This is a genomic window from Naasia sp. SYSU D00057, assembly GCF_017916505.1.
Lineage (GTDB): Bacteria > Actinomycetota > Actinomycetes > Actinomycetales > Microbacteriaceae > Naasia.
In genome coordinates this window covers 439,544-463,634 of record NZ_JAFMSZ010000003.1, presented here as the reverse complement: position 1 = coordinate 463,634, position 24,091 = coordinate 439,544, and the positions used below count along the sequence as shown (strand labels likewise).

At 72.0% G+C, this 24,091-nt stretch carries 17 protein-coding genes; 5 read left to right on the top strand and 12 right to left on the bottom strand.

Annotated features, from left to right (window positions below; translation table 11 throughout):
• Nucleotide 1: 1 nt before the first annotated feature.
• On the top strand, nt 2-1,192 hold the full coding sequence (locus J3P36_RS12670) for a cation:proton antiporter (RefSeq protein ID WP_210508534.1): 1,191 nt from the start codon (nt 2-4) through the stop codon (nt 1,190-1,192).
• On the opposite strand, the gene J3P36_RS12665 is transcribed toward J3P36_RS12670, so the two are convergent.
• The 8 genes from J3P36_RS12665 to J3P36_RS12630 all read right to left on the bottom strand — a co-directional run bounded on the left by J3P36_RS12665 (nt 1,189) and on the right by J3P36_RS12630 (nt 13,127).
• On the bottom strand, nt 1,189-2,424 hold the full coding sequence (locus J3P36_RS12665) for a multidrug effflux MFS transporter (RefSeq protein WP_210508533.1): 1,236 nt from the start codon (nt 2,422-2,424) through the stop codon (nt 1,189-1,191). The two genes, J3P36_RS12670 and J3P36_RS12665, sit on opposite strands and share 4 nt — an antisense overlap.
• Before the next feature lie 211 nt (nt 2,425-2,635).
• On the bottom strand, nt 2,636-4,054 hold the full coding sequence (locus tag J3P36_RS12660; RefSeq protein WP_210508532.1) for a GH1 family beta-glucosidase: 1,419 nt from the start codon (nt 4,052-4,054) through the stop codon (nt 2,636-2,638).
• Nucleotides 4,051-6,363, bottom strand: coding sequence for an alpha-xylosidase (yicI, locus tag J3P36_RS12655; protein ID WP_210508531.1), 2,313 nt, complete (start codon nt 6,361-6,363; stop codon nt 4,051-4,053). Before yicI ends, J3P36_RS12660 begins: the two co-directional genes overlap by 4 nt.
• 60 nt (nt 6,364-6,423) lie before the next feature.
• On the bottom strand, nt 6,424-7,578 hold the full coding sequence (locus J3P36_RS12650) for an ROK family protein (RefSeq protein WP_210508530.1): 1,155 nt from the start codon (nt 7,576-7,578) through the stop codon (nt 6,424-6,426).
• Nucleotides 7,575-9,935 (bottom strand): glycoside hydrolase N-terminal domain-containing protein, encoded by a 2,361-nt coding sequence (locus J3P36_RS12645; RefSeq protein WP_210508529.1) that lies wholly within the window; start codon nt 9,933-9,935, stop codon nt 7,575-7,577. The genes J3P36_RS12650 and J3P36_RS12645 overlap by 4 nt, the downstream gene beginning before the upstream one ends.
• Nucleotides 9,936-9,947: 12 nt before the next feature.
• Nucleotides 9,948-10,871, bottom strand: a complete 924-nt coding sequence (locus J3P36_RS12640) for a carbohydrate ABC transporter permease (protein ID WP_210508528.1) — start codon at nt 10,869-10,871, stop codon at nt 9,948-9,950.
• Nucleotides 10,858-11,799, bottom strand: coding sequence for a carbohydrate ABC transporter permease (locus tag J3P36_RS12635; RefSeq protein WP_210508527.1), 942 nt, complete (start codon nt 11,797-11,799; stop codon nt 10,858-10,860). Before J3P36_RS12635 ends, J3P36_RS12640 begins: the two co-directional genes overlap by 14 nt.
• A gap of 8 nt (nt 11,800-11,807) precedes the next feature.
• Nucleotides 11,808-13,127 (bottom strand): sugar ABC transporter substrate-binding protein, encoded by a 1,320-nt coding sequence (locus tag J3P36_RS12630; protein ID WP_210508526.1) that lies wholly within the window; start codon nt 13,125-13,127, stop codon nt 11,808-11,810.
• 220 nt (nt 13,128-13,347) lie between these two features.
• On the opposite strand from J3P36_RS12630, the gene J3P36_RS12625 reads away from it, so the two are divergent.
• Nucleotides 13,348-14,319, top strand: coding sequence for an acetylxylan esterase (locus J3P36_RS12625; RefSeq protein WP_210508525.1), 972 nt, complete (start codon nt 13,348-13,350; stop codon nt 14,317-14,319).
• Here J3P36_RS12625 and J3P36_RS12620 read toward each other — a convergent pair.
• A complete protein-coding gene (locus J3P36_RS12620) occupies nt 14,312-16,357 on the bottom strand; it encodes a beta-galactosidase (RefSeq protein ID WP_210508524.1) in 2,046 nt (681 codons plus the stop codon). The two genes, J3P36_RS12625 and J3P36_RS12620, sit on opposite strands and share 8 nt — an antisense overlap.
• Nucleotides 16,358-16,408: 51 nt before the next feature.
• A complete protein-coding gene (locus tag J3P36_RS12615; protein ID WP_210508523.1) occupies nt 16,409-17,581 on the bottom strand; it encodes an ROK family protein in 1,173 nt (390 codons plus the stop codon).
• A gap of 70 nt (nt 17,582-17,651) precedes the next feature.
• Here J3P36_RS12615 and xylA point away from each other — a divergent pair, with 70 nt between their 5' ends.
• Nucleotides 17,652-18,848, top strand: a complete 1,197-nt coding sequence (gene xylA / locus J3P36_RS12610; protein WP_210508522.1) for a xylose isomerase — start codon at nt 17,652-17,654, stop codon at nt 18,846-18,848.
• A gap of 91 nt (nt 18,849-18,939) precedes the next feature.
• A complete protein-coding gene (gene xylB, locus J3P36_RS12605; RefSeq protein WP_210508521.1) occupies nt 18,940-20,361 on the top strand; it encodes a xylulokinase in 1,422 nt (473 codons plus the stop codon).
• A gap of 58 nt (nt 20,362-20,419) precedes the next feature.
• Here xylB and J3P36_RS12600 read toward each other — a convergent pair whose 3' ends face one another.
• On the bottom strand, nt 20,420-21,535 hold the full coding sequence (locus J3P36_RS12600; RefSeq protein WP_210508520.1) for a glycerate kinase: 1,116 nt from the start codon (nt 21,533-21,535) through the stop codon (nt 20,420-20,422).
• 105 nt (nt 21,536-21,640) lie between these two features.
• Here J3P36_RS12600 and J3P36_RS12595 point away from each other — a divergent pair, with 105 nt between their 5' ends.
• Entirely contained in the window at nt 21,641-22,456 is an 816-nt protein-coding gene (locus tag J3P36_RS12595) for a shikimate 5-dehydrogenase (protein WP_307807085.1), read from the top strand.
• 88 nt (nt 22,457-22,544) lie between these two features.
• Here J3P36_RS12595 and araA read toward each other — a convergent pair whose 3' ends face one another.
• Nucleotides 22,545-24,056, bottom strand: coding sequence for an L-arabinose isomerase (gene araA, locus J3P36_RS12590; protein ID WP_210508519.1), 1,512 nt, complete (start codon nt 24,054-24,056; stop codon nt 22,545-22,547).
• Between the last annotated feature and the right edge of the window lie 35 nt (nt 24,057-24,091).

Genomic DNA, 24,091 nt, shown 5'->3' with positions numbered 1-24,091 from the left:
CATGAGCCAGTCCACCCTTCTGCTTGTCGAGGTGGGCGTTCTCCTGCTCGCACTCGGGCTCCTCTCGCGCCTCGCCAACCGGTTCGGCATCTCGGCCATCCCGCTGTTCCTCGTCGCGGGACTCGCGTTCGGGCACGGCGGGGCGCTGCCGCTCTCGGCGAGCGAGGAGTTCTTCCACACCGGCAGCGAGATCGGCGTGATCCTGCTCCTGCTGCTTCTCGGGCTCGAGTACACCGCGGGCGAGCTCGTGCAGAGCCTCAGCCGCTCCCGGATGGCGGGACTCCTCGACGCCTGCCTCAACGCGCTGCCCGGCGCCGCCTTCGCGCTCCTGCTCGGCTGGGGGCCGGTCGCCGCCGTCGCGCTCGCCGGCGTCACCTGGGTCTCCTCCTCCGGCGTGATCGCCGGCATGCTGCGCGATCTCGGGCGGCTCGGAAACCGGGAGACGCCGACGATCCTGTCGGTGCTCGTCATCGAGGACCTCGCGATGGCCTTCTACCTGCCGGTCCTCGCCGCGGTGGTGGTGGGAGCGGGCCTGGTGCAGGGCCTCACGACCCTCGTCATCGCCGCGGCGGCCGTCGTCGCGATCCTGTACCTCGCGCTGCGCCACGGCCGCGTCGTGTCGAGCCTCTTCTCGGCGTCCCATCCGGAGTCGCTGCTGCTCGGCGTACTCGGGCTGACCATCCTGGTCGCCGGCCTCGCCCAGCAGGTCAACGTGTCGGCGGCGGTCGGCGCATTCCTCGTCGGCATCGCCCTCTCCGGGCAGGTCGCGCACGCCGCAGAGGAGCTGCTGACTCCGCTGCGGGACCTGTTCGCCGCGATCTTCTTCGTGTTCTTCGGCCTCGCGACCGACCCCGCCGACATCCTGCCGGTGCTGGTTCCCGCAGCGGTCCTCGCCGTCGCGAGCATCGCGACCAAGGTGCTGACCGGCTACCTCGCGGCGAAGAGGGCCGGCATGGGCATCCCCGGCCGCTGGCGCACCGGCTTGGCGCTCACGCCCCGCGGCGAGTTCTCCATCGTCATCGCCGGGCTCGCCGTCGGCGCCGGCGTCGAGCCGCAGCTCGCGCCCCTCGCCACCGCGTACGTCCTCATCACCGTGGTCGCCGGTCCGCTGCTCTCGCGCATCCCCGACTCGCAGTGGTTCCGCGCGGCCGTCCGGCGCCGGGGAGACGCGCTCCGCGCCGCCGCCCGCTAGTCGCTGAGGGCCGGGACGGTCCGCGGACGGACGATCAGCCACAGGCTGAGGATCGCGACCGCTGCGGTGACCGCCATGACGGCGCCCATGGGGATGGCGGTGCCGATGCCGAGCAGGCCGACGATCGGCGACAGGATGCCCGCGATGCCGAAGTTGCAGGCGCCCAGCAGGGACGCCGCGGTGCCCGCCTCGTTGCCGTGGTGCGCGAGCGCCACCACCTGCACGCAGGGGAAGCCGAACCCGCAGGCCATGATGAAGAAGAACAGCGGCACGACGACGCCCGGCAGCCCCCAGCCGAGGACGACGCCGAGCACGATGAGCCCGGCGGTGATCAGCTGCACCGCCGTGGTGCCCGCGAGGATGAACGCAGGGCCGACCACCTTGGTGAGCCGGGCGGCGGCCTGGTTGCCCACGAAGATGCCGACCGAGTTCACGGCGAACAGCAGGCCGAACTGCTGCGCGTTCATCCCGTAGACCTCCTGGAAGAGGAAGGACGACGAGGAGAGGTAGGCGAACAGGCCGGAGAACTGCATCGCGCCGAGGATCGCGACCCCGACGAAGATCCGGTCGGAGAAGAGGGCCCGGTAGCGCTGGCGGACCGTGCTGTGGCCCGCCGTGTGCGTCTGCTCCTCGGGCCGCGTCTCGCGCAGCAGGAGGCCGGCGAGCACGAGCATCACGAGCCCGTAGGCGCCGAGGAACACGAAGATGCCGCGCCAGTCCATCGTGCGCAGCAGCTGGCTCCCGACGACCGGGGCCAGGATGGGCGCCAGCGACGTGACGAGGGCGAGCCGGGACAGCATCCGCACGAGCGGGCGCCCGCCGAAGAGGTCGCGCACCATGGCCATCGCGACGACGCCGCCGCCGGCCGCGCCCGCACCCTGCAGGACGCGGAACACGAGGAGCATCGGCACGTTGTCGGCGAGGGAGGCGCCGACGGAGGCGAGCACGTGCACCGTCGTGGCGACGAGCAGCGGCACGCGGCGGCCGACCCGGTCACTCCAGGGGCCGACGAGGAGCTGGCCGAGGCCGAACCCGATCGTCGTCCCGGTGAGGGTCAGCTGGATGGCGGCGTCGGAGACGCCGAAGTCGTCGGTGAGCGCTGGGAACGCCGGCAGGTACATGTCGATCGTGAACGGGCCGAGGCCGACGAGGGCCCCGAGCACGACGATGAAGAGGGCCAGCTGGGCCCGGGAGAGGGCATGGCCCGGATAAGGAGTGGCGGCGGCGGTCACGCGAGCGTCTCGATCTCAGGATGGAACGGCGCGGTGGCGTCGCTGGCACCGGGGAATCGGTTTCTCAGTGTATCGATGGAAGCCGATTAGTTAGAGGTGCTTTCCTTTTTTCCCGCGCCCCAGTATGGGGCCGGCAGGGACGCGGGAAACGACTGCAGAGAGACGACGTCCGGCAACCGGGTCCAATTGCCGGACGTCGTTCCGTTGCCGCTTACTCACCCGCCTCCGGCAGGCGGCGGGTCCGGGCCAGCTCGGAGTACCAGAGCGCGCTGTCCTTCGGCGTGCGCTTCAGGGTGTCGTAGTCGACGTGCACGATGCCGAAGCGCTTCGAGTAGCCGTACGCCCACTCGAAGTTGTCGAGCAGCGACCACACCTGGTAGCCGCGGAGGTCGACGCCCTGCTCGAGCGCCCGGTGCGCAGCGGTGAAGTGGCGCCGCAGGTAGTCGACGCGCTCGGCGTCGTGCACCCGGCCGTCCTCGATGACGTCCTCGAAGGCGGCGCCGTTCTCGGTGATCATCAGCGGCTGCTCGGGGAACTGGTCGCGCAGGGAGAGCAGCAGCTCCTCCATCCCATCGGGCGCGATGTTCCAGCCCATGGCCGTGTACGGGCCGGGCTGCGGCAGGAACTGGACCCGGTCCGCGCCCGGGTAGGGCGACGCGGTCGACTCCCCGTGATTGTCGGCCATCTGCTTCTCGCCGCTGCCGTCCCACAGCGCGACTCGGGCGGTGTTGTAGTAGTTGACGCCGAGCACGTCGAGCTTCTGGGAGATGTCCTCCAGGTCGCCGTCCTGGACGAACGACCAGTCGGTCACCGGCGCGGTGTCGGCGAGCAGGTCCTCCGGGTACGCGCCGCGCAGCATGGGACCGGTGAAGACGCGGTTCGCGACCGCGTCGATCTGGCGGACCGCCTCCTCCTCGCCGCGCGCGACCGTGAAGTTGAGCGTCACCGAGTAGTCGGGGTCGTTCGCGACCACGCCGCGCAGCGCCTGGATGCCGAGGCCGTGCGCCAGGTTCAGGTGGTGGGCGGCCCGCAGCGCGCCGAGCGGCTCGGTGCGGCCGGGCGCGTGCACGCCCGAGCCGTAGCCGAGGAACGCCGAGCACCAGGGCTCGTTGAGGGTCGTCCACGTCGCGACGCGATCGCCGAGCGCCGCGCCGACGATGCCGGCGTACTCCTGGAATCGGTACGCGGTCTCGCGCACCGGCCAGCCGCCCGCGTCCTCGAGCGGCTGCGGCAGGTCCCAGTGGTACAGCGTCACGATCGGGGTGATCCCGCGCGTGAGCAGCCCGTCGACGAGTCGCGAGTAGAAGTCGAGGCCGGCCTGGTTGACGGCTCCGGACCCGGTCGGCTGGATGCGCGGCCACGCGATCGAGAAACGGTAGGCGCCGAGTCCGAGCTCGGTGAGGAGGTCGAGGTCCTGCTCCCACCGGTGGTAGTGGTCGTCGGCGACGTCGCCGTTCTCGCCGTTCCGCACCTTGCCCGGCGTGCGGGCGAAGGTGTCCCAGATGCTCGGCCTCCGGCCGTCCTCCTGGGCCGCGCCCTCGATCTGGTACGACGCGGTGGCCGAGCCGAACAGGAAGGACTCGGGGAAGACGAGGCCGGAGTCGCGGTAGTCGGGGGATCCAGTCGTCACAGGTCGAGCTCCAGTCGTCCGTCGGTGGTGTCGGCGGTGGCGCCGCCGACGACGCGCACCGAGAAGGAGTCGAGCCCCTTCGACGTGATGATGGCACGCTTCCCGGAGCGCTCCACCGTGAAGGACGCCGAGCGCCCCTCCGGAGAGACGACGCGCACGGTGCGGACGCCGTCGGCCGAGGCCGGGTAGAGGTCGAGCGTGAGGCCCTCGAGGTAGTCGTAGTCGGGCCGGTCCTCCCGAGCGCCGACGGGGAGGACCGCGCCGTCCCGGGCGTAGAGGGGGAGGCTGTCGAAGCCGTGCTGCTCGGTGCGCCAGCCGCCGCCGGTCACCCGCTCGCCGGTCAGCACGTTCGTCCACGTGCCGGCGGGCAGATAGAGCTGCACCCGGCCGTCGGCGCGGAACACCGGCGCCACGAGGAGGTCGCCGCCGAGCAGGTACTGCCGGTCCACATAGGCGACCGCAGGGTCGTCCGGGAACTCGAGGAGCATCGGGCGCATCACCGGGACGCCGCGCTCCGCCGCCTCGAGACCCACCGCGTAGAGGTAGGGCATCAGGCGCAGCTTGAGCTTCGTGAACCTGCGCGTGACGTCGACGGCCTCGTCGTCGAACACCCACGGCACCCGGTAGGAGTCGCTGCCGTGGAAGCGGGAGTGGCTCGAGAGCAGGCCGAAGGCGGTCCAGCGCTTGAACACGCCGGCGTCCGGGGTGCCCTCGAAGCCGCCGATGTCGTGGCTCCAGAAGCCGAAGCCCGAGAGGGCGAGCGAGAGCCCGCCGCGGAGGGTCTCCGCCATTGACTCGTAGGTCGAGGTGGAGTCGCCGCCCCAGTGCACGGGGAGGCGCTGACCGCCGACGGTCGCGGACCGGGCGAACAGGACGGCGTCGCCCTCGCCGCGGCGCTCTTGGAGCACCTCGAAGACGGCCTCGTTGTACAGCTGGGTGTACCAGTTGTGCATGCGCTCCGGGTCGGCGCCGTTCGCGTAGGCGACCTCGAGCGGGATCCGCTCGCCGAAGTCGGTCTTGAAGCAGTCGACGCCCTGGTCGAGCAGACGGCGCAGCTTGCCCTGGTACCAGGCGGTCGCGTCCGGGTTCGTGAAGTCGACGAGGCCCATGCCGGCCTGCCAGAGGTCCCACTGCCAGACGTCGCCGTTCGGCTTGCGGACGAGGTAGCCGAGCTCCTTCGCCTCGGCGAACAGCGGCGAGCGCTGGCCGATGTAGGGGTTGATCCAGACGCAGACGCGGAGGTCCTTGTCGTGCAGCCGGGCGAGCATGCCCTCCGGGTCCGGGAAGGTGCGCGGGTCCCACTCGAAGTCGCACCAGTTGAACTCGCGCATCCAGAAGCAGTCGAAGTGGAAGACGCTGAGCGGGAGGTCGCGCTCGGCCATCCCGTCGAGGAACGAGTTGACGGTCGCCTCGTCGTAGTCCGTCGTGAAGCTGGTGGAGAGCCACAGCCCGTAGGACCAGGCCGGCACGGTCGCCGGGCGGCCGGTGAGCGCGGTGTACCGCTCGAGCACCGTCTTCGGGTCGCCCGCGAGAACGAAGTACTCGATGGCCTCGCCCGGGACGGAGAACTGGACGCGCTCGACCGCCTCCGAGCCGATCTCGAAGGAGACGTGGCCGGGGTGGTTCACCAGGACGCCGTAGCCGGCGCTCGAGAGGTAGAACGGCACGTTCTTGTAGGACTGCTCGCTCGACGTGCCGCCGTCCGCGTTCCACACGTCCACCGTCTGCCCGTTCTTGACGAGCGGGCCGAAGCGCTCACCGAGGCCGTAGATCGTCTCCCCCACGCCGAGCGCGAGCTGCTCGTGCAGGTAGGTGCTGCCGAGAGGGCGCGCGGTCCCGCCGCGGGCGTTGCCGACGGGGCCCGGGTCGACATGCGCATCCGGAGCGAGCGTGATGTGGCCGAGGGACTTGTGCCCGCTGCCGGTGAGGACGCGGCCGCCGCTCTCGAAGGTGAGCGACCAGGGTGCGCCTGCGCGGACGCGCGCCGTGAGGTCGCCGCTCCTCAGGGTGCCGCCCTCGTCCGTGACCGCCACCTCGCCGTGGCCGCTCTCGGCGCCGACGAGATCGAAGCCGAAGGCGCCCTCGGTGCCCTGGAAGTGCTCGACGCGGACGCCGATGACGCCGGGCAGCGGCGAGGTGAGGGTGACGGTCAGCGTCGGCCGGTTGAGGGTGTCGCCCCGGCGCTCGATGACCTTGGTGGGCGCGGTGACGGTGAGCCGCCCCTCCCCGGGGACGACGTCGTACGCCTCCTGGGCGTACAGTGCCGAGACCCCGGGTCGCAGCTGCCAGAAACCGTCGGTGAACTTCACGGATGCCTTTCCTTGGGGGCGCGGAGCCCCGGTTCGGGTGGTGGGCTGCAGGAGGACGGCTCAGCCGGCCAGGAGAGCACGCATGGCGGAGACCGCGGCGCCCCTCGCGTAGAGGCTGAAGTCGAATGGGGGCCGCTCGATGCGCACCTCGTCGACGTCCCCCTGCTCGAGGTATTCGAGAAGCGCGCGGCGCAGCTCCTGCGGCGCGATGTCGAGCATGTCCCGTCCCTCGCCCATCACGGAGACCATCTGCGGGTCGAAGGCGTTGACGGACTCGGCGATGATGCCGCCGAGTGCGAACGCCGCCCGCCGGAACGCGTCGACGGCTCGAGCCTCGCCCGCGCGTGCGCGCCGGAGAGCGGTCGCGTAGTCCCCCGGCGCGACGCCGGCGTTGAACTCGATGGAGGGGATGGTGACGAAGCTGTGGACGCAGTCGTCGTGCCCGTTCTCGCACACGCGGCCCGTGCCGCCCACGCGCAAGTGCCCGATCCGTCCCGTCCGGCCGTGAGCGCCCTCCAGCAGCTCTCCGCCCACGACGACGCCGCTGCCGATGCCCGCGCCGAGCCCGTAGACGACGAGCGGCTCGTACGCGACGCCGCTGCCGAACCAGTGGTGTGCCGCGGTGAGGGCGTGCACGTCGTTGGAGACGGTGACGGGGAGCCCGGTCGCGGGTCCCACCAGCGCGGCGAGCGGCACGTCCTCGTTCCAGCCGAGGAAGGACGACCGCCGGACCACCAGGTCGGGTCCGCTGCGCAGCACGTCCCCGGCGAGGCAGATGCCTATCGCGACCGGGGCGGTCGCTCCCGCGCTGAGATCGGCGGCCACCTCGGTCAGCAGCGCGACGACCGTGTCGACCCCTCGCGAGGGGAGCGGCACCGCCCGCTGCTCGACCACGCGGGCCGAGAGGTCGGTGACGACGGCGTAGAGGGTGTCGCCGGTCAGCTTCACCCCGAGGAAGTGAGCCGCCTCAGGACGCAGGTGGAGCGTCTCGGGGGGACGTCCGCGGGATTCGCGGAGCTCCACATCACCCTCCACGACGAGGCCCAGGTCGAGCAGCTCGCGGGCGATGCGCGAGAGGCTCGCGCGCGACAGCCCGACGTTCTCGGCGAGCCGCACTCGGGACTGCGCGCCGTGCAGGAGCAGCTCGAGCAGCACGAGGCCCCCGGCGTGCCCGAGCTCCGGCCACCGCGTTCGCGGCTGCGCGTGCGTGGTCACTGCGCGAGCCTATTCGCGACGGCGGCATCGGCTCCGGCAGCGCTGTCGTCCGCTTCCGCGAAATCGGCAGGGGTGACCACCGTGTCGGCGGCGGACAGGACGACCCTGCGGATCCGCGTGTCGCCGAGCCGGAGGACCACCTGCCCCTCGGCGTGCCGGGCGAGTGCGCGCAGCCGGGCCTCGCGCAGGCCGGTCGCGTCCCACACGAGGTCGACCCGGACCCCGGGCCTCGCCACCAGGCCCGCGACCCTGCCGGGCGGAAGCTCCGTCGGGAGCGCCGGCAGGAGGTCGATCTCGCCCGCATGGCTCTGCAGGAGCGATTCGGCCACGGCGGCGACGAAGCCGAGGTTTCCGTCGAGCTGGAAGGGAGGGTGCGCCGCGAACAGGTTGGGGTAGAGGCCGCCGGCGTAGGGCCCGGACGCCGCGCCCGCTGGGCGGATCACCAGCCGCAGGAGGTCGGCGACACGGTCGCCCCGCCTCAGCCGCGCCCACAGCGCGGTCTTCCAGGCGAGAGACCAGCCGGTCGAGTCGTCCCCGCGCCGTCGCAGCAGCTCCTCCGCCGCCGCCGTCTGGGCAGCGTCGAACTGCGCGTCCCCCGGGTACAGCGCGTACAAGGGGCTCAGGTGTCGATGCTGCGGGTCGACCTCCGGCACGTCGGCGCCCCACTCGAGGATGCGGCCGTCGGCGGAGAGGGCGGGACCGGTCGGCAGGTCGCGCAGTGCGCGGGCGGCGACGGCGAGCAGTGGATCCCCCGCGGCGCCCGCAGCCGCGGCGATGACCGGCGCCGACTCGAACAGGTCGCGAAGCAGCTGGAGGTCGAGGGCGGACGCCGCGGTGATGGCCACTGCCCGGCCCTCCTCGTCCCGGAACGTGTTCTCCGGGGAGGTCGACGGAGCGGTTCCCCATGACGCGTCCGGCATGCGGATCATCCAGTCGAGGGCGAACAGCACCGCGCCTCGCGCGACCGGCCAGGCCACCTCGCGGGCCACGGCCTCGTCCATGGCTCCGTATTCGACGGCCTCCCGCAGGTGGCGGACGAGCCACGGACCTGCCATAGGCCAGAACGCCCAGGAGGCGTCGCCTCGGCGGACGCCCACCGGTGAGGTGTAGACCCACGCGTCCGAATTGTGGTGCGCCACCCAGCCGTCGGCGTCGTAGAGCCGACGGGCGGTCGGGGCCCCCGCCCTCGCGAGGGCCGCGAGGAACGCGTGGAGCGGCTCGGCCGTCTCCGCCAGGTTGGCGACGAATGCCGGCCAGTACGCCATCGAGAGGTTGATGTTGAGCGTGTAGTTCGAGCTCCACGGCGGCTGCATCTCCGCGTTCCAGATCCCCTGGAGGGTCGCGGGAAGACCGCCGGGCCGTGAGGAGGCCAGCAGCAGGTAGCGTCCGTAATCGAACAGGGCGGTGAACAGGCCAGGGTCGGCGCGAACCGGGCCGGTCGGGTCCATGGACGCCGCGGCGATCCGGCGCGGCGGGTCCGCCAGGTCGAGGGAGGCGCCGTCGAGCTGCAGCCGAACCCGGTCCATGCGCTCGGCCCAGTCGGCGCGATGCTCGTCGAGGACCGCGTCCGCGCCTGCCGAGATGGCGTCCTCCAGGCGTCCGATGGCGATCTCCTGGAGCCGGTGCGGGTCGCCGAGCGGCTGGCCCAGCCCGGAGAACGTGGTCTCGCTGGTCGCCCATACTGCCCAGGAATCCCCGCCGAGCGGCTGCACCTTCACGGCGACGACGGCCTGGACCGCGTCGCCGGCCCGGTCGGACCAGCTGGCGGCGGGGAAGTCGGGCTCGTGCGACGGCGGGACGTCGCTCGGCAGCAGAAGCCTCAGCACCAGGGAGTCGGGCGAGGTCTCCTCCGCGACAGTGCGCAGCGGGGTCGTCAGCCGGACCTCGGGAGCCGGCGTCCCCTCGAGCACGGTGAGGAGGACGCCGTACCGGGCGGACACCACCGAACGGGCGGTCCTCCCTCCCGACCGCACCTCGTGCACGGCGGTGCGCAGGCGCAGCCGCCGCTCGTAGTCGGCGTCGGGCTCGTCCCCGCCGGTCATGACGACGAGCGTCCCGAGCGGCAGATAGGCCTGCGTGTAGTCGGACTGCATCTCCCTGATCGCCCTCTCCGCCTCGACGGCCCGACCCTCGAGGGCGGCCCCGCGAGCGTCGGCGAGGAGGCGGCGTGCGTGCTCGGCGTCGACCGTGGGCTGACGCGCCTCCGATCCGGGCGAGCCGGACCACGCGCTCTCGTCGTTCAGGTCGAAGCGGGCCTCGCGCGGGTCGCCCCAGCACATGGCGCCGAGGCTGCCGTTGCCGAGCGGCAGTGCCTCGAGCCACGTGCGCGCCGGCGTCGAGAAGGAGATGTCGGTCATCGTGGAGTCGGCTCAGCCCCGGATGCCACCGGCCGTGAGGCCGGACTGCCAGAAGCGCTGCAGGGACACGAACACGATCGCGATCGGAATCACCGAGACGAGCGACCCGACCACCGTGAGGATCTGGAGGCCCGGGATGGAGATCGAGGACTGGCTCCAGCCGGTGAGGCCGACGGTGAGCGGCATCAGCTCCTGGTCGGTGAGCACGAGCAGGGGCAGGATGTAGCTGTTCCAGCTCCCGAGGAACGCGAACAGCAGCACGGTCACGAGCCCGTTCGCCATCAGCCGCATGCCGAGCGAGGCGAAGATGCGGAACTCCCCCGCGCCGTCGAGCCTCGCCGCCTCCACAAGCTCCATCGGGACCGACGACTGCGCGTAGATGTAGCAGAGCAGCACGCCGAACGGGTACACCAGGGCGGGCAGCAGCATGCCCCAGTACGTGTTGTTCAGCCCGAGGGAGACGAGGAGCACGTAGGTCGGCTGGGCGATGACGGTGCCCGGGATCAGCATGCTGGCCAGAATCACCGCGAGGAGCGTCTGCCTGCCCCTGAACCGGTACACCGCGAGGGCGTAGCCGGTCGCGGCGCATACGAGGGTCGTGAACGCCGAGCCGATGACCGAGTAGATGATCGTGTTCAGTCCCCAGCGCCAGAAGATGCCGCCGTCGTAGGTGCTGAGCGCGGCGAGGTTCTCGAAGAGCCGGAAGTCGGCGAGTGCGAATCCGGGGGTCGAGAAGAGCTGGCCGGTCGACTTCGTCGAGGCGATCACGAGCCAGAGCACCGGGATGAGGAAGTACGCGGCGGCGATCACCATCACCACCGTGACGACGGTCATCCACCCCCGGCTGACCCGGTCGCCATCGCGGAACGCGGTGCGACGGGGTGCGGTCGGCTTGGTCGGCGGCGCGTTGAGGGGCAGCTGCTCAGTGAAGACCATCGGTCGCCGTCCTCGTCGCTCGGTTGTTGATCCGCAGGATGATCACGGAGACGATCAGGGTCGCCACTCCGAGGATCACCGCCATCGCGGAGGCCAGGTTCGGGTTCTTCGCGAGGGTGGAGGCGGCGTAGATCGCCATGTTGGGCGTGTAGTCGCTCGAGATGTTCGAGGTCACCGTCTGCATCACCTGGGGCTCGTTGAACAGCTGAAGGGTGCCGATCACGCTCGACAGCGTCGTCAGCAGGATGGCGGGGGCGATCATCGGAAGCTTCACTCCGAGCGCGATGCGCAGCTCGCCGGCGCCGTCGAGGCGCGCCGCCTCGTACATCTCGCGCGGCACGGTCTGCAGTGCCGCGAACAGGATGATCATGTTGATGCCGGTCACCGACCAGGTGGCGACGTTGGCGATCGACCACAGCACCGTTCCCGGGGCCAGGAAGTCCGCATCGAGGCCGATCGCACGCAGGCCCTGGACGATGGGGCTGACGGACGGCTGGTAGAGGAAGCCCCAGAGGAGCGCGGCGATGACGCCCGGCACCGCATACGGCAGGAAGACCGCGAACTGGAAGAACCGCCGTCCTCGGACGAGGGCCGAGTCGAACATCAGCGCAAGGCCGGCCGCGATCATCATCATCACGGGCACCTGCACGATGCCGAAGAGGAGGACGCGGCCGAAGCTCGTGAGGAAGTCGGAGTCCGCGAAAGCGACGACGTAGTTGTCCACACCCGCGAACACCGTCTCCGAGCCGCCGAAGCCGAGTCCCGACGAGCGGGTCGCGAAGAGGCTGTTCACGACGGCGATGACGATCGGCGCGACGAGGAAGGCCAGGAACAGCACCACGAAGGGCGCGATGAAGACGTAGGGGGCGACTCGCCGCCCGGCGCCGGAGAACCGGCGCCGGGACGGCGAGACGCGTGCGGCGGTCATGGTTTCGACTACTCGTTGACCGACAGACCGCGGGACTTCAGGTCGTCGACGACGGCCTTCTGAGCCTTCTCGAGCGCCTGGACGAAGGTCTGCTCGCCGTTGACCACCGTCGAGAACTCATCGGTCAGGGCGGTGGTCGCCGTGCCGAAGTTCGGGCCCTCCGTCCACGTGGCGGGCGTGTTCTCGGCCGCCTCGATGAACACCTCGTTGACGACCTGGCCGCCGTAGAACTCGCTCTCCTGCAGCAGGGCGTCCGAGGCGAGACCGTTGGTGGTCGAGGGGAACAGGCCGCCGACGGTGATCAGCGTCTCCTGCGTCTCGTCCGCGCCGTTCAGCCATGCGGCGAACTCCGCTGCGGCGCCGGGGTCCTTCGCTCCGGCGAGCACCACGACGGCGGCACCGCCCGAGTCGCCCTGGTTGGAGGAGCCGGCGTTCACCGGCATCGGGGCGACCCTCCACTTGCCGGAGGTCTCCTCGGCGTTCAGTGCGAGCTGGGACGGGAACCAGGCGGCGTAGCTGATCGTGGCGATGGTGCCGGCGTTCACGAGCGCCCAGTACTCCGGCGTCCACATCTGCTCGGTCGTGACGAGGCCCTCGTCGAGCAGGGTCTGCCAGCGCTCCGCGATCGCACGGCTCTTCTCGTCGTCGATCCCGACGGTCCACGCGCCGTCCTCGATGGAGTACCAGCTGCCCTCGGCCTGCGAGACCTCCTGCACCCACTGGCCGAACTCGGTCGGAGACATGTTCGCGATGTAGAGCTCGGGGTTCGCGGCGTGCAGGGCGCGGGCCGCCTCGAGGTACTCGTCCCAGGTCGTCGGGACGGGGATCCCGTACTGGGCGAGGATGTCCTCGCGGTACATCATGCCGCTCGGGCCGATGCCCTGCGGGATGCCGTAGACCTTGCCGTCGAAGCTCACCGAGGCCCAGGAGGCCGCCGTGTAGTTGCCCTCCTCGTCGGAGACGAACTCCGTGATGTCCTGCACCCGGTCCGAGATGACGTAGTCGGGGAGATCGTGCGTGCTGAGCTGGACGAGGTCGGGGCCGGCGCCGGCGTCGACCGCCGCCTCCACCTTCTGGCCGTCGTCACCGGTCATGCGGTGGAAGTCGACCTGCACGTCGGGGTTCTCCTCGTTCCACTGGTCGACGAGGTCCTCGAGGCCCGGGACCCAGCCCCAGAAGCTGATCTCGGCGGAGCCGGAGGCCTCTCCGCCGGAGCTCGATCCGCTGCCGGAGCTGCAGGCGGCGAGCGAGGCCACGGAGAGGGATCCGAGGACGACCGCTGCGGCGGTGCGGAGAAGCCGGCGTCGATTCGGCGTCGTTGCGTTCATCGTTGTCCTTTCGAGACGACGTTGTCGGGAAAGCACCGGAGCGGAAGGTGCCTCAGTGCGATGGAGCCTGGCGGCCGATCGGTCAGTCATCAGATGTCTGTTCCGGCCGGGTGTCATTTTGTGCCAGCGTGGAACAAAATGTCAACACGTGGTCCGGCGCGTCGCTGCGAAGCGGCGCGTCATGCTGGACGGCGGCCCATCCTCGATCTCCGGAGACTCAATGCCCTTCACCGACCTGCCACTCGACGTGCTCAGCTCCTACCGACCGGAGGTGGAGGAGCCGGCCGACTTCGACGAGTTCTGGCGCGCGACCATCGAGGAGGCGCGCGGCGCCGAGGGCGAGGTCGTTCGCCGACCGGTGAGCACGCCGATCACCGAGCTCATCGTCGAGGACCTCGAGTTCCCGGGCTTCGCGGGCGAGCCGATCCGCGGCTGGATCCTCCGTCCGCGCAGCGAGAACCCCCTTCCGACGGTCATCGAGTACATCGGCTACAACGGCGGCAGAGGCGTCGTCGGGGAGCGCCTCAACTGGGCTGTGAGCGGCTACGCGCACATCCTGATGGACACGCGCGGCCAGGGCAGCGGCTGGGGGACCGGCGGCGACACCCGCGACCCCTACGGCTCCGGCCCCTCGGTGGAGGGCTTCATGACGAAGGGCATCGAGACCCCGGAGACGTACTACTACCGCCGGCTCTACACGGACGCGGTTCGACTCGTCGATGCCGTGCGGAAGTTCGACTTCGTCGACCCCGACCGCATCGCCGTGACCGGCGCCAGCCAGGGCGGGGGCATCGCGCTCGCCGTCGCCGGCCTCGTTCCGCATCTCCTGCGGGCGGCGATGCCCGATGTCCCCTTCCTGTCCCACTTCAGGCGCGCCGTGGAGGCGACGCCGGAGCGCCCGTTCACGGAGATCACCCGCTACCTCGCGACCCACCGGGACGTCGAGCAGAGCGTTTTCTCGACGCTGTCCTACTTCGACGGGGCCAACTTCGCGCGCCGCGCGACGGTGCCCGCCCTGTTCTCGGTCGCGCTGATGGACGGCATCGTGATCCCGTCCACCGTCTATGCCGCCTTCAACCGCTATGCGCACGAGGATCGCGGGATCACCGTGTATCCGTACAACGGTCACGAGGGCGGCCAGCTGCACCAGTGGGTCCGCCAGGCCGAGTGGCTCCCGGCTCGGCTCAGCTGAGCGGCTCCTCCCGGACGATCCGCACCGTGCCGCCCGGCACGACGCCGTCGAACGGCGCACCGGTGACGAGGTCCGTGCCGCGTGCGGACGCGCGCACGTCCTCGTCGCCGTGGTTGATCAGGAAGAGCCAGGAGCGCCCGGACGCCGTCCGCCGCACCGCCTCCAAACCGGGCGCGACGGGCACCGAGGCCGTCACGCCCGCGCCGGCGAGCACCTCGCCGAGCAGATCGGCACGGGCCTCGTCGTCGAGCCTCGCTGAGACGTACCAGGCCTCCCCCATCCCGACGCGGCGACGGGTGAGGGCCGGCTCGCCGTCGAGCACTCCGCCGCGATAGCGCCTCACGGCTTCCGCACCTCGCAGCTGAACGAGCTCCGTCCACGTGGTCACGGTGCCGGCAGGCTCGAGCGCAGAGCACTCCCCGTCCTGCAGCACGAAGAACTCCTCGGCAGCGGCACCGACCAGGTCCCTGAGCGCACCCGGGTACCCGCCGCGGATCACCCGATTCGACTCGTCGACGAGCCCCGACGCGTAGGTCACCAGCACCGTCGCTCCCCCGCGAGCGGCAGCCTCGAGCCCGCGGGCGAGTTCCGGTTCCACGAGGTACACCGCGGGCACGAGGATGACGCTGTAGTCCTCGAGCGAGGCGGTGCGCGGGAGAACGTCGCAGAGGACCCCCGCGTGCCAGAGCGTGCGGTGCCACTCGCGTGCGGCATGGAAGGCGGGCAGCCCGTGCAGCGGCTTCTGGCCGGCCTGCCATGCCCAGCCCGCGACGTCGTCGGCGAGAAGCGCGACTCGGGCCGGCTCCACCAGGGAGCCGGCGACCTCCGCGCTCGCGGCGAGGATCCGTCCGAGTTCGGCGACCTCGCGCCACACCTTCGTGTCGGTGCCGGCGTGCGGCACCATGCCGGAGTGCCACTGCTCGGATCCGGCGGTCGAGGCGCGCCACTGGAAGAACAGAGCGCCGTCCGAGCCGCGGGCGACGTGACTGAGGCTGTTGCGCACCAGCTCGCCGGGGGCCTTCGACCGGTTCCGGGGCTGCCAGTTGACCGCGCTCGTCGAGTGCTCCATGAGCAGCCAGGGCCGCATCCGGTCGAGCCCGCGAGTGCGGTCGGCGGAGAAGGCCAGCTCCTGCGCGCGCTCGGGGTCCGCCGCCAGCGTGTAGTGGTCGTTCGCGACGACGTCGACGTGCGGCGCCCACGACGCGTGGTCGATGACACCCGGCCCACTGCCCACCATGAAGTTTGTCGTGATCGGCAGGTCCGGTGACAGCTCGCGGAGCGCGTCCCGCTCCGCCACATAGTGCTCGAGCAGCGCGTCCGACGAGAACCGGTCGAAGTCGAGCAGCAGCCCCGGGTTCTGCGCGGACTCGCTGTCCCGCGGCGGCAGCACCTGCGCGAACGAGGAGTACCGGTGCCCCCAGAAGGCCGTGCCCCAGGCGGTGTTCAACCCGTCCACCGTGCCGTAGCGGCGCTCCAGCCACGACCGGAAGTGCTCCGCCGACGCGTCGCAGTAGCAGTGCCGGTTCCCACCGCCGAACTCGTTGCCGACGTGCCACATCCGCACCGCCGGATGGGCGGCGTACCGCTCGCCGATGGTCGTCACGGCGCGGAGCGCATAGCGCCGCCACACCGCCGAGCTCGCACACCAGCCCAGGCGGCCGCCCTGCCAATAGCGCTGTCCGCTGCGGTTCACGGGCAGGATCTCGGGGTGCTCCTGGTGCAGCCAGATGGGCGGGGAGGCTGTCGGCGTGGCGAGGTCGACCGCGATGCCTCCCTCATGGAGGAGTTCGAGGACCCGGTCGAGCCATGCGAAGTCCCACTCCCCGTCCGCGAGCTCCAGGCTCCCCCAGGCGAAGACGCCGAGGGTGACCAGCGTGACTCCCGCCTCCCTCATCAGTCGGACGTCCTCGACCCAGACGTCCTCCGTCCACTGCTCCGGGTTGTAGTCGCCACCGAAGGCGAAGCCCTGCACGGGGCGGGACAGGTCGCGGCGAGTGGGACCGGTGAGGACGGGGGCGAGGGGCACGGAGGCCGGCATGCGATGCCTTTCTGCGAGCGGCAGCCGCCGGTCGCGAGGTTGGGAGCGGGATCAGGATGCGGTTCGCTGCAGCGTGGCCGGATCCGCGATGACGGGCGCGAAGACGAGCTCAGCGGCGCCGATGAGGAGACGGTCCTCGCCGAGGGCGGCGGGCCGCAGCCGCAGCCCCTCCGCGGCGGGCGGCAGGGTCTGGTCGGCGACGAGGCCGGCGAGGCCGACCGGGTCGGACGCGAGCAGCGTGGCGAGGAAGCCGCCGAGCACGATGAGGGACGGGTTGAGCACGTTCGCCGCATTGCTCAGCGCCGTGGCGAGCACCCGGCGCTGGCGGGCGAGCTCGTCGCGCACCGACTGGTCCGTCGCGCCGAGCAGGGCCCGGGCGAGCGTCGGCTCGTCCGCCACGGCGAGCGCGGCCGCTGCAAGGAGCCGGGCGCGGCTCACCTCGTCCTCGAGGGCGCCGCGCTCGCTCGTGCGGTCCTGCACGGCCGGGCGGTTGTGGCCGAACTCGCCCGCGTAGCCGCCGGCGCCGCGGAGCGGGCGGCCGTCCGCGATGACCCCGCCGCCGATGCCGGATGCGCCGCCGTTGAGGTAGACGAGGTCGTCCACGCCGCGACCCACGCCGAAGAGGTGCTCCGCGAGCGCGCCGAGGCTGGCGTCGTTGTCCGCCACTGTCGGCAGTCCGAGCTCCTCCTCGAAGAGGCGGGTGAGCGGGGCGTCGCGCCAGCCGAGGTGCGGGGCGAGGCGCACGAGTCCGTCCGCGGTGCGCACGAGGCCCGGGACGGCGATGCCGATGCCGGCGACGCGGCGCCCGGCGAGCGGACCTGGTCGGAGTGCGTCGAGGAGGTCGCGGACGATGCGCACGGTCTGTTCGGGTGTGACCGGCGACTCGACCGGGTGCCGCACCCGGTGCTCGACCGAGGCGCCGAGGCCGACGACGCCGAGCGTCACCGCGTCGACCTCCGGGTTGACCGCGATGGCGACCACGCCGGGGGCGGGGGTCACGAGCGGGGAGGGGCGGCCCACCCGGTTCGTCGCCTCCGGCTCCCCCTCGATGACGAAGCCGAGTGCGGCGAGCTCGGTGACGAGCGCGCCCACCGTCGAGCGGTAGAGGCCGGTCTCCGCCGTGATCTGGGCGCGCGAGACGGAGCGGGAGCGGTGCACGATGCCGAGCACCGTCGCGAGGTTCGCCCGCCGCAGGCGGTCCAGATTGCTGCCGGAATTCGACACGTGCCAACCATAGCGATGCAGGGTAATATGTGCATCGACGCAACAATTCCGAGAGACAAGGACGTCACCAGTGACTGATCTCACTCCCACCCGCGAGGACAAGTTCTCGTTCGGCCTGTGGACCGTCGGCTACAACGGCACCGACCCCTTCGGTGGCCCGACCCGCGAGCACCTCGACACCGTGCACGCGGTGGAGAAGCTCGCCGAGCTCGGCGCCTACGGCCTCACCTTCCACGACGACGACCTCTTCCCGTTCGGGTCGAGCGACGAGGTGCGCCAGACGGAGATCGACCGCCTCAAGCAGGCGCTCGCCGACACCGGCCTCGTCATCCCGATGGTGACCACCAACCTGTTCAGCGCGCCCGTCTTCAAGGACGGCGGCTTCACCTCGAACGACCGCACGGTCCGCCGCTACGCGCTCCGCAAGGTCCTCCGCAACATCGACCTCGCCGCCGAGCTCGGCGCGAAGACGTTCGTCATGTGGGGCGGCCGCGAGGGCGCCGAGTACGCCGCGTCGAAGGACATCCGCAACGCCCTCGAGCGCTACCGCGAGGCCGTCAACCTGCTGGGCGACTACGTCACCGACAAGGGCTACGACATCCGCTTCGCGATCGAGCCGAAGCCGAACGAGCCCCGCGGCGACATCCTGCTCCCGACGCTCGGCCACGCGATCGCGTTCATCGAGACCCTCGAGCGCCCCGAGCTGGTCGGCATCAACCCCGAGGTGGGCCACGAGCAGATGGCGGGCTTGTCGTTCACCGCCGGCGTGGCGCAGGCCCTGTACCAGGGCAAGCTCTTCCACATCGACCTCAACGGCCAGCGCGGCATCAAGTACGACCAGGACCTGGTGTTCGGCCACGGCGACCTCTACGACGCGTTCGCGCTCGTCGACCTGCTGGAGAACGGCGGCATCCAGGGCGGCCCCGCCTACGACGGCCCCCGTCACTTCGACTACAAGCCGAGCCGCACCGAGGACGAGAACGGCGTCTGGGAGTCGGCGCGCGCCAACATGCGCAACTACCTGCTGTTCAAGGAGCGCGCCGCGGCCTTCCGCGCCGACCCCGAGGTGCAGGAGGCGCTCGAGGCCGCGAAAGCGACCGAGCTGACGCAGCCCACCCTCAACGAGGGCGAGAGCTACGACGACCTGCTCGCGGACCGCACCGCGTTCGAGGACTTCAACGCGTCGGCCTACCTGGGCGGCAAGGGCTTCGGCTTCGTCCGCCTGCAGCAGCTCGTCACCGAGCACCTGCTCGGCGCGCGCGGCTGACCCCTCCCCACCCCCTGAACTGCCCACTTCTGCTGCAACTCGGCACCGAGACGCAGCAGAAGTGGGCATTTCGCGTACGAAAGGACAAGCGATGACGCTCGTCGCCGGGGTCGACTCCTCGACCCAGAGCTGCAAGGTCGTGATCCGCGACGCGGACACCGGCCGGATCGTCCGCACCGGACGGGCCACGCACCCCGACGGCACCTCCGTCGACCCCGCCGCCTGGTGGGATGCGCTGCTCGCCGCCATCGAGGACGCCGGCGGGCTGGACGACGTCGCCGCGATCGCGGTGGCCGGCCAGCAGCACGGCATGGTCGCCCTCGACGCCGAGGGGCGCGTCGTCCGCGACGCCCTCCTCTGGAACGACACCCGGTCCGCCGGAGCCGCGCGCGACCTCATCACCGAGCTCGGCGCGGCCGAGCTGGCGCGCCGCACGGGCTCCGTGCCGGTCGCGTCGTTCACCGCCACCAAGCTGCGCTGGCTGCACGACGCCGAGCCGGAGAACGCCGGCCGCGTCGCCGCGGTCGCGCTCCCCCACGACTGGCTGACCTGGCGCCTGCTCGGCTACGGCCCCGACTCCCCGCTCGGGCCCGTCCTCGAGGCCCTCGTCACCGACCGCTCCGACGCGAGCGGCACGAGCTACTGGTCGCCGGCCGACGAGGCCTACGACCGCGAGCTCGTCGCCCTCGCGCTCGGTCACGACGTCGTCCTGCCGCGAGTCCTCGCGCCGTCCGACCGGGCGGGCGAGACGGTGGCCCAGCCGGGCATCCCGGCCGGCATCGCGGTCGGCGCGGGTGCCGGCGACAACGCCGCCGCAGCACTCGGCCTCGGGGCCGCCGCGGGCGACGCCGTCGTGTCGATCGGCACGAGCGGCACCGTCTTCGCGGTCTCCGACGTGCCCGCGCGGGACGAGTCGGGCACGGTGGCGGGATTCGCGAGCGCGAGCGGCGAGTTCCTGCCCCTCATCGCGACCCTGAACGCCGCCCGCATCCTCGACGTGACCGCCCGCCTGCTCGCGGTCGACCACGCCGAGCTCGGCCGGCTGGCGCTCGAGGCGGAGCCGGGCTCCGGCGGCCTCACGCTCGTGCCCTACTTCGAGGGCGAGCGAACCCCCAACCTGCCCGACGCCACCGCGTCGCTGCACGGCATGACCCTGCGTTCGACGACGCGCGAGAACATGGCCCGCGCCGCCGTCGAGGGGCTCCTCTGCGCCCTCGCCGACGGGCTCGACGCCCTGCGTGCGGTCGGCGTGACGGAGCGGCGCGTGCTGCTCATCGGCGGCGCCGCGCAGAACCCCGCCGTGGCCGCGGTCGCCGCCCAGGTGTTCGACGCCCCGATCGAGGTACCCTCCCCGGGTGAGTACGTCGCGGGCGGGGCCGCGGTCCAGGCGGCGTGGATGCTGACCGGCGCCCGCCCCGAGTGGCCCCTCGAGGTCACCGCCCGTCCCGAGCTCGACACCCGCCCCGAGATCCGCGCCCAGTACGCGGCGGCCCGGAGCACCGCCACGGCCTGAGCCGCAGAACCCCGCCCCGGTTCCCATCCCGCGCCCCGGGAGGAGCCGGGGCGGGCTCTCAGCGCCCCAGTGCCTGCGCGAGCTCCCGGCCGGCCGCCTCGAGGAAGCGCAGCGGCTCCGCCATCGCGGCCGCCGGCGAGCCGGCCAGGTCGGTGAGCGAGATCGCCTGCGCGTAGCGGGACGCCCGCGCCGCGATCCTGCCCGCGACGAGCACCGGCGGGACGCCGCGCTCCTCCGCCAGCTCGGCGACCCGATCCGGCACCTTCCCCGCCGCCGTCTGCCCGTCGAAGGACCCCTCCCCCGTGACGACCAGGTCGGCCGCGGCGATCCGGTCCGGCAGGCCGAGCGCGTCGGCGACAGCACCGGCGCCCGACGTGAGAGCGGCGCCCCAGGCGAGGAGCCCGAAGCCCGTGCCGCCGGCGGCACCGGCGCCCGGCGTCCCCGGGTCGGCGGGCAGCAGCCGGGCGAGGCGGGCGAGCCCCTCCTCGAGCAGCGTGACCTGCTCGGCGTCGGCGCCCTTCTGCGGCGCGAAGACGGCGGCGGCGCCCGAGGGGCCGAGCAGCGGGTTCGTCACATCGGTGAGCACGAGCGCTCCTCCCGGCGGCAGCGGCCGCAGGCCGGAGAGGTCCGCGGTCGCGACGTCCGCCAGCCCGCGGCCGCCGGGGGCGACCTTCGCTCCCGCACCGTCGAGGAATCGCGCCCCGAGTGCGGCGAGCGCGCCCTTGCCTCCATCGGTGGAGGCGCTGCCGCCGATCGCGAGCAGGAGGCCGTCGACGCCGGCGTCGAGGGCGGCGGCGACGAGCTGCCCGAACCCGTAGGTGTGGGCGTCGAGGGGCGCGAGCTCCGGAAGCAGCGTTATGCCCGAAGCCGCGGCGAGCTCGACGACGCCGAGGCTTCCGCGGCCGCCCGCGGCGGGGAGCAGCAGCCACTCGGCGTCGACGGTGCCACCGTCCGGGGTGCCGACCGGCCCCTCGACCCTCGCGGGCATCCGGCGCGCGCCGGGCACCGCCGCGGCGAGCGCGTCGAGCGTCCCCTCACCGCCGTCGGCCATCGGCGCCACGTCCAGCTCGTCGTCGGGGCGCACCGCCCGCCAGCCGCGGGCCAGCGCGGCCGCCGCGTCGGCCGCGGACGCGGTGCCCTTGAACGAGTCGGGGGCGAAGACGATCCGCGCCACGGGGCCTGCCTCTCTGGAAAGCGTGTGCCGGCAAGCCTAGGGGCGCGGTACGGCGCCCGGCCGACCACGGCGGCCCTCCCGCGCGATCCGCGCCAGGATGGACGCGTGCCGATCCTCGACAAAGACATGACCCTCTGCATCTCTCTGGCCGCGCGGCCGAGCAACCTCGGGACGCGGTTCCACAACTTCCTCTACGACGAGCTCGGCCTGCCGTTCGTCTACAAGGCGTTCGCGCCCACCGACATCGAGCAGGCGATCGCCGGCGTCCGGGGCCTCGGCATCCGCGGCTGCTCGGTCTCGATGCCGTACAAGGAGGCGGTGATCCCGCTCGTCGACGAGCTCACCCCGTCCGCGGATCGCATCCGCTCGGTCAACACGATCGTCAACCACGACGGCCGCCTCATCGCGCACAACACCGACTACCTCGCCGTGCGCGCCCTGCTCGAGGAGTCGCCGCTGCGTGGAACCGGATCGGTGCTGCTGCGCGGCAGCGGCGGGATGGCGAAGGCGGTGCTCGCGGCCGTCCGCGATCTGGGGTTCGAGGACGTCACGCTGCTCGCGCGCAGCGAGGAGCGCGGGCGCCCGCTGGCCGACCAGTACGGCGCGGCGTGGACCGCGGACGCGACGTCGAGCGCGGACCTGCTCATCAACGCGACCCCGATCGGCATGGCGGGCGGCGCGCACGCCGACGAGCTCGCCTTCCCCGAGGAGGCGGTCTCCGCCGCGTCCACCGTGTTCGACGTGGTGGCGGTGCCCGCAACCACTCCCCTGCTCGCCCTCGCCGAGCGCCTGGGCAAGGACACGATCACGGGCGTGACGGTGACCGGGCTGCAGGCCGCCGAGCAGTTCGAGCTCTACACCGGCGTCCGCCCGACCCCGGAGGCGATCGAGCGCGCGACGGCCTTCAGCCGCGCGGGCTAGGAAGCGTCGCCGAGTGCGCCCGGAGACACCGAGTGCGCCCCGTGCACCGGGCGCACTCGGTGTGCAGGGGCGCACTCGGTGAGATCTCCTAGATGCCCTGGGCGAGGCGGTAGTAGGCGGCGTTCCAGCGGACGGACTCCTGGAAGCGCGGCAGCGTCGTGTCCTCGTCGATGACGAGCAGCTCCGTGCGCGACATCTCCGCGAAGTCGCGGAACGCGTCGAGGCCCACGGCGGTCGACATGACCGTGTGGTGGGCGGCGCCCGCCGTCAGCCAGGCCGCGGCGCTCGTGTGGAAGTCGGGAGCGGGCTTCCACACCGCGTGCCCGACCGGCAGCATCGGCATCGGCTCGGGCAGCGCCACGTTCTCGACGACGTTCGCGACGAGGCGGAAGCGGTCGCGCATGTCGCTCAGCGCGACCACGATGGCCGGGCCGGGGTCCGCGGTGAAGACGAGGCGCACCGGGTCGGCCTTGCCGCCGATGCCGAGCGGGTGCACCTCGAGGCGCGGCCGCGAGGTGGTGAGGCTGGGGCTGACCTCGAGCATGTGGGCGCCGAGGATGAGCTCGTTGCCCGGCTCGAGGTGGTACGTGTAGTCCTCCATGAGGCTCGCACCGCCGGGCAGGCCGGAGCCCATCACATTGGCGACGTGCACGAGGATGGCCGTCTTCCAGTCGCCCTCCGCGCCGAAGCCGTAGCCGTCGGCCATCAGCCGCTGCACGGCGAGGCCGGGCAGCTGCGGGAGCGAGCCGAGGTCCTCGAAGCTCGTCGTGAAGGCGCCGAAGCCGCCCTCCTCGAGGAAGCTGCGCAGCCCGAGCTCGATGCGGGCGCCGTCACGCAGGGACTCGTGCCGGTCGCCGCCCTTCCGCAGCTCCGGTACGACGTCGTAGAGCTCCTCGTACTCGGCGACGAGGGAGTCGACGGCCGAGTCGGAGGAGGCGTGCACCGCCTCCGCGAGCTCGTTCACGCCCCACGTGTTCACCTGAACGCCGAAGTGCAGCTCCGCCTCGGTCTTGTCGCCCTCGGTGACGGCGACGTAGCGCATGTTGTCGCCGAAGCGCGCGAGCTTGAGCGAGCGGGACGCGGCGAAGCCGGCGGCGGCGCGGGTCCAGGTGTCGACGTCGGCGACGACCCGCTCGTCGGACACGTGCCCGACGACCGTCTTGCGGGCGACGCCGAGTCGGGCCTGGATGTAGCCGAACTCCCGGTCGCCGTGCGCGGCCTGGTTGAGGTTCATGAAGTCGAAGTCGATGCTCGACCAGGGCAGGCCGACGTTCGCCTGCGTGTGCAGGTGCAGCAGCGGCTTGCGCAGGACATCGAGCCCGGTGATCCACATCTTCGCGGGCGAGAAGGTGTGCATCCACGCGATCACGCCGATGACGGAGTCGTCGGCGTTCGCGTCGAGCGCCGCCCGGCGGATCGAGTCTGTGTCGGTGAGCACCGGCTTCCAGACGAGCTCGACGGGGAGCGCGGCACCGAGCTCCTCCGCGATGCGTCCGGACTGCTCGGCGACCTGGCGGAGCGTGTCCTCGCCGTAGAGGCCCTGACTGCCGGTGAGGAACCAGACCTTGCGCGTGCGGAGGTCGGGGGTGATACGGGGCATTGTTCTCCTTCTGGTCGGTTCTGTCGGGAAGCGTC

Coding starts and splice junctions, on each gene's coding strand:
- J3P36_RS12640 (WP_210508528.1), bottom strand. CDS start 10,871: ATGGTCTTCACTGAGCAGCTGCCCCTCAACGCGCCGCCGACCAAGCCG.
- araA (WP_210508519.1), bottom strand. CDS start 24,056: ATGCCCCGTATCACCCCCGACCTCCGCACGCGCAAGGTCTGGTTCCTC.
- J3P36_RS12625 (WP_210508525.1), top strand. CDS start 13,348: ATGCCCTTCACCGACCTGCCACTCGACGTGCTCAGCTCCTACCGACCG.
- xylB (WP_210508521.1), top strand. CDS start 18,940: ATGACGCTCGTCGCCGGGGTCGACTCCTCGACCCAGAGCTGCAAGGTC.
- J3P36_RS12645 (WP_210508529.1), bottom strand. CDS start 9,935: ATGACCGACATCTCCTTCTCGACGCCGGCGCGCACGTGGCTCGAGGCA.
- J3P36_RS12620 (WP_210508524.1), bottom strand. CDS start 16,357: ATGCCGGCCTCCGTGCCCCTCGCCCCCGTCCTCACCGGTCCCACTCGC.
- J3P36_RS12635 (WP_210508527.1), bottom strand. CDS start 11,799: ATGACCGCCGCACGCGTCTCGCCGTCCCGGCGCCGGTTCTCCGGCGCC.
- J3P36_RS12670 (WP_210508534.1), top strand. CDS start 2: ATGAGCCAGTCCACCCTTCTGCTTGTCGAGGTGGGCGTTCTCCTGCTC.
- J3P36_RS12630 (WP_210508526.1), bottom strand. CDS start 13,127: ATGAACGCAACGACGCCGAATCGACGCCGGCTTCTCCGCACCGCCGCA.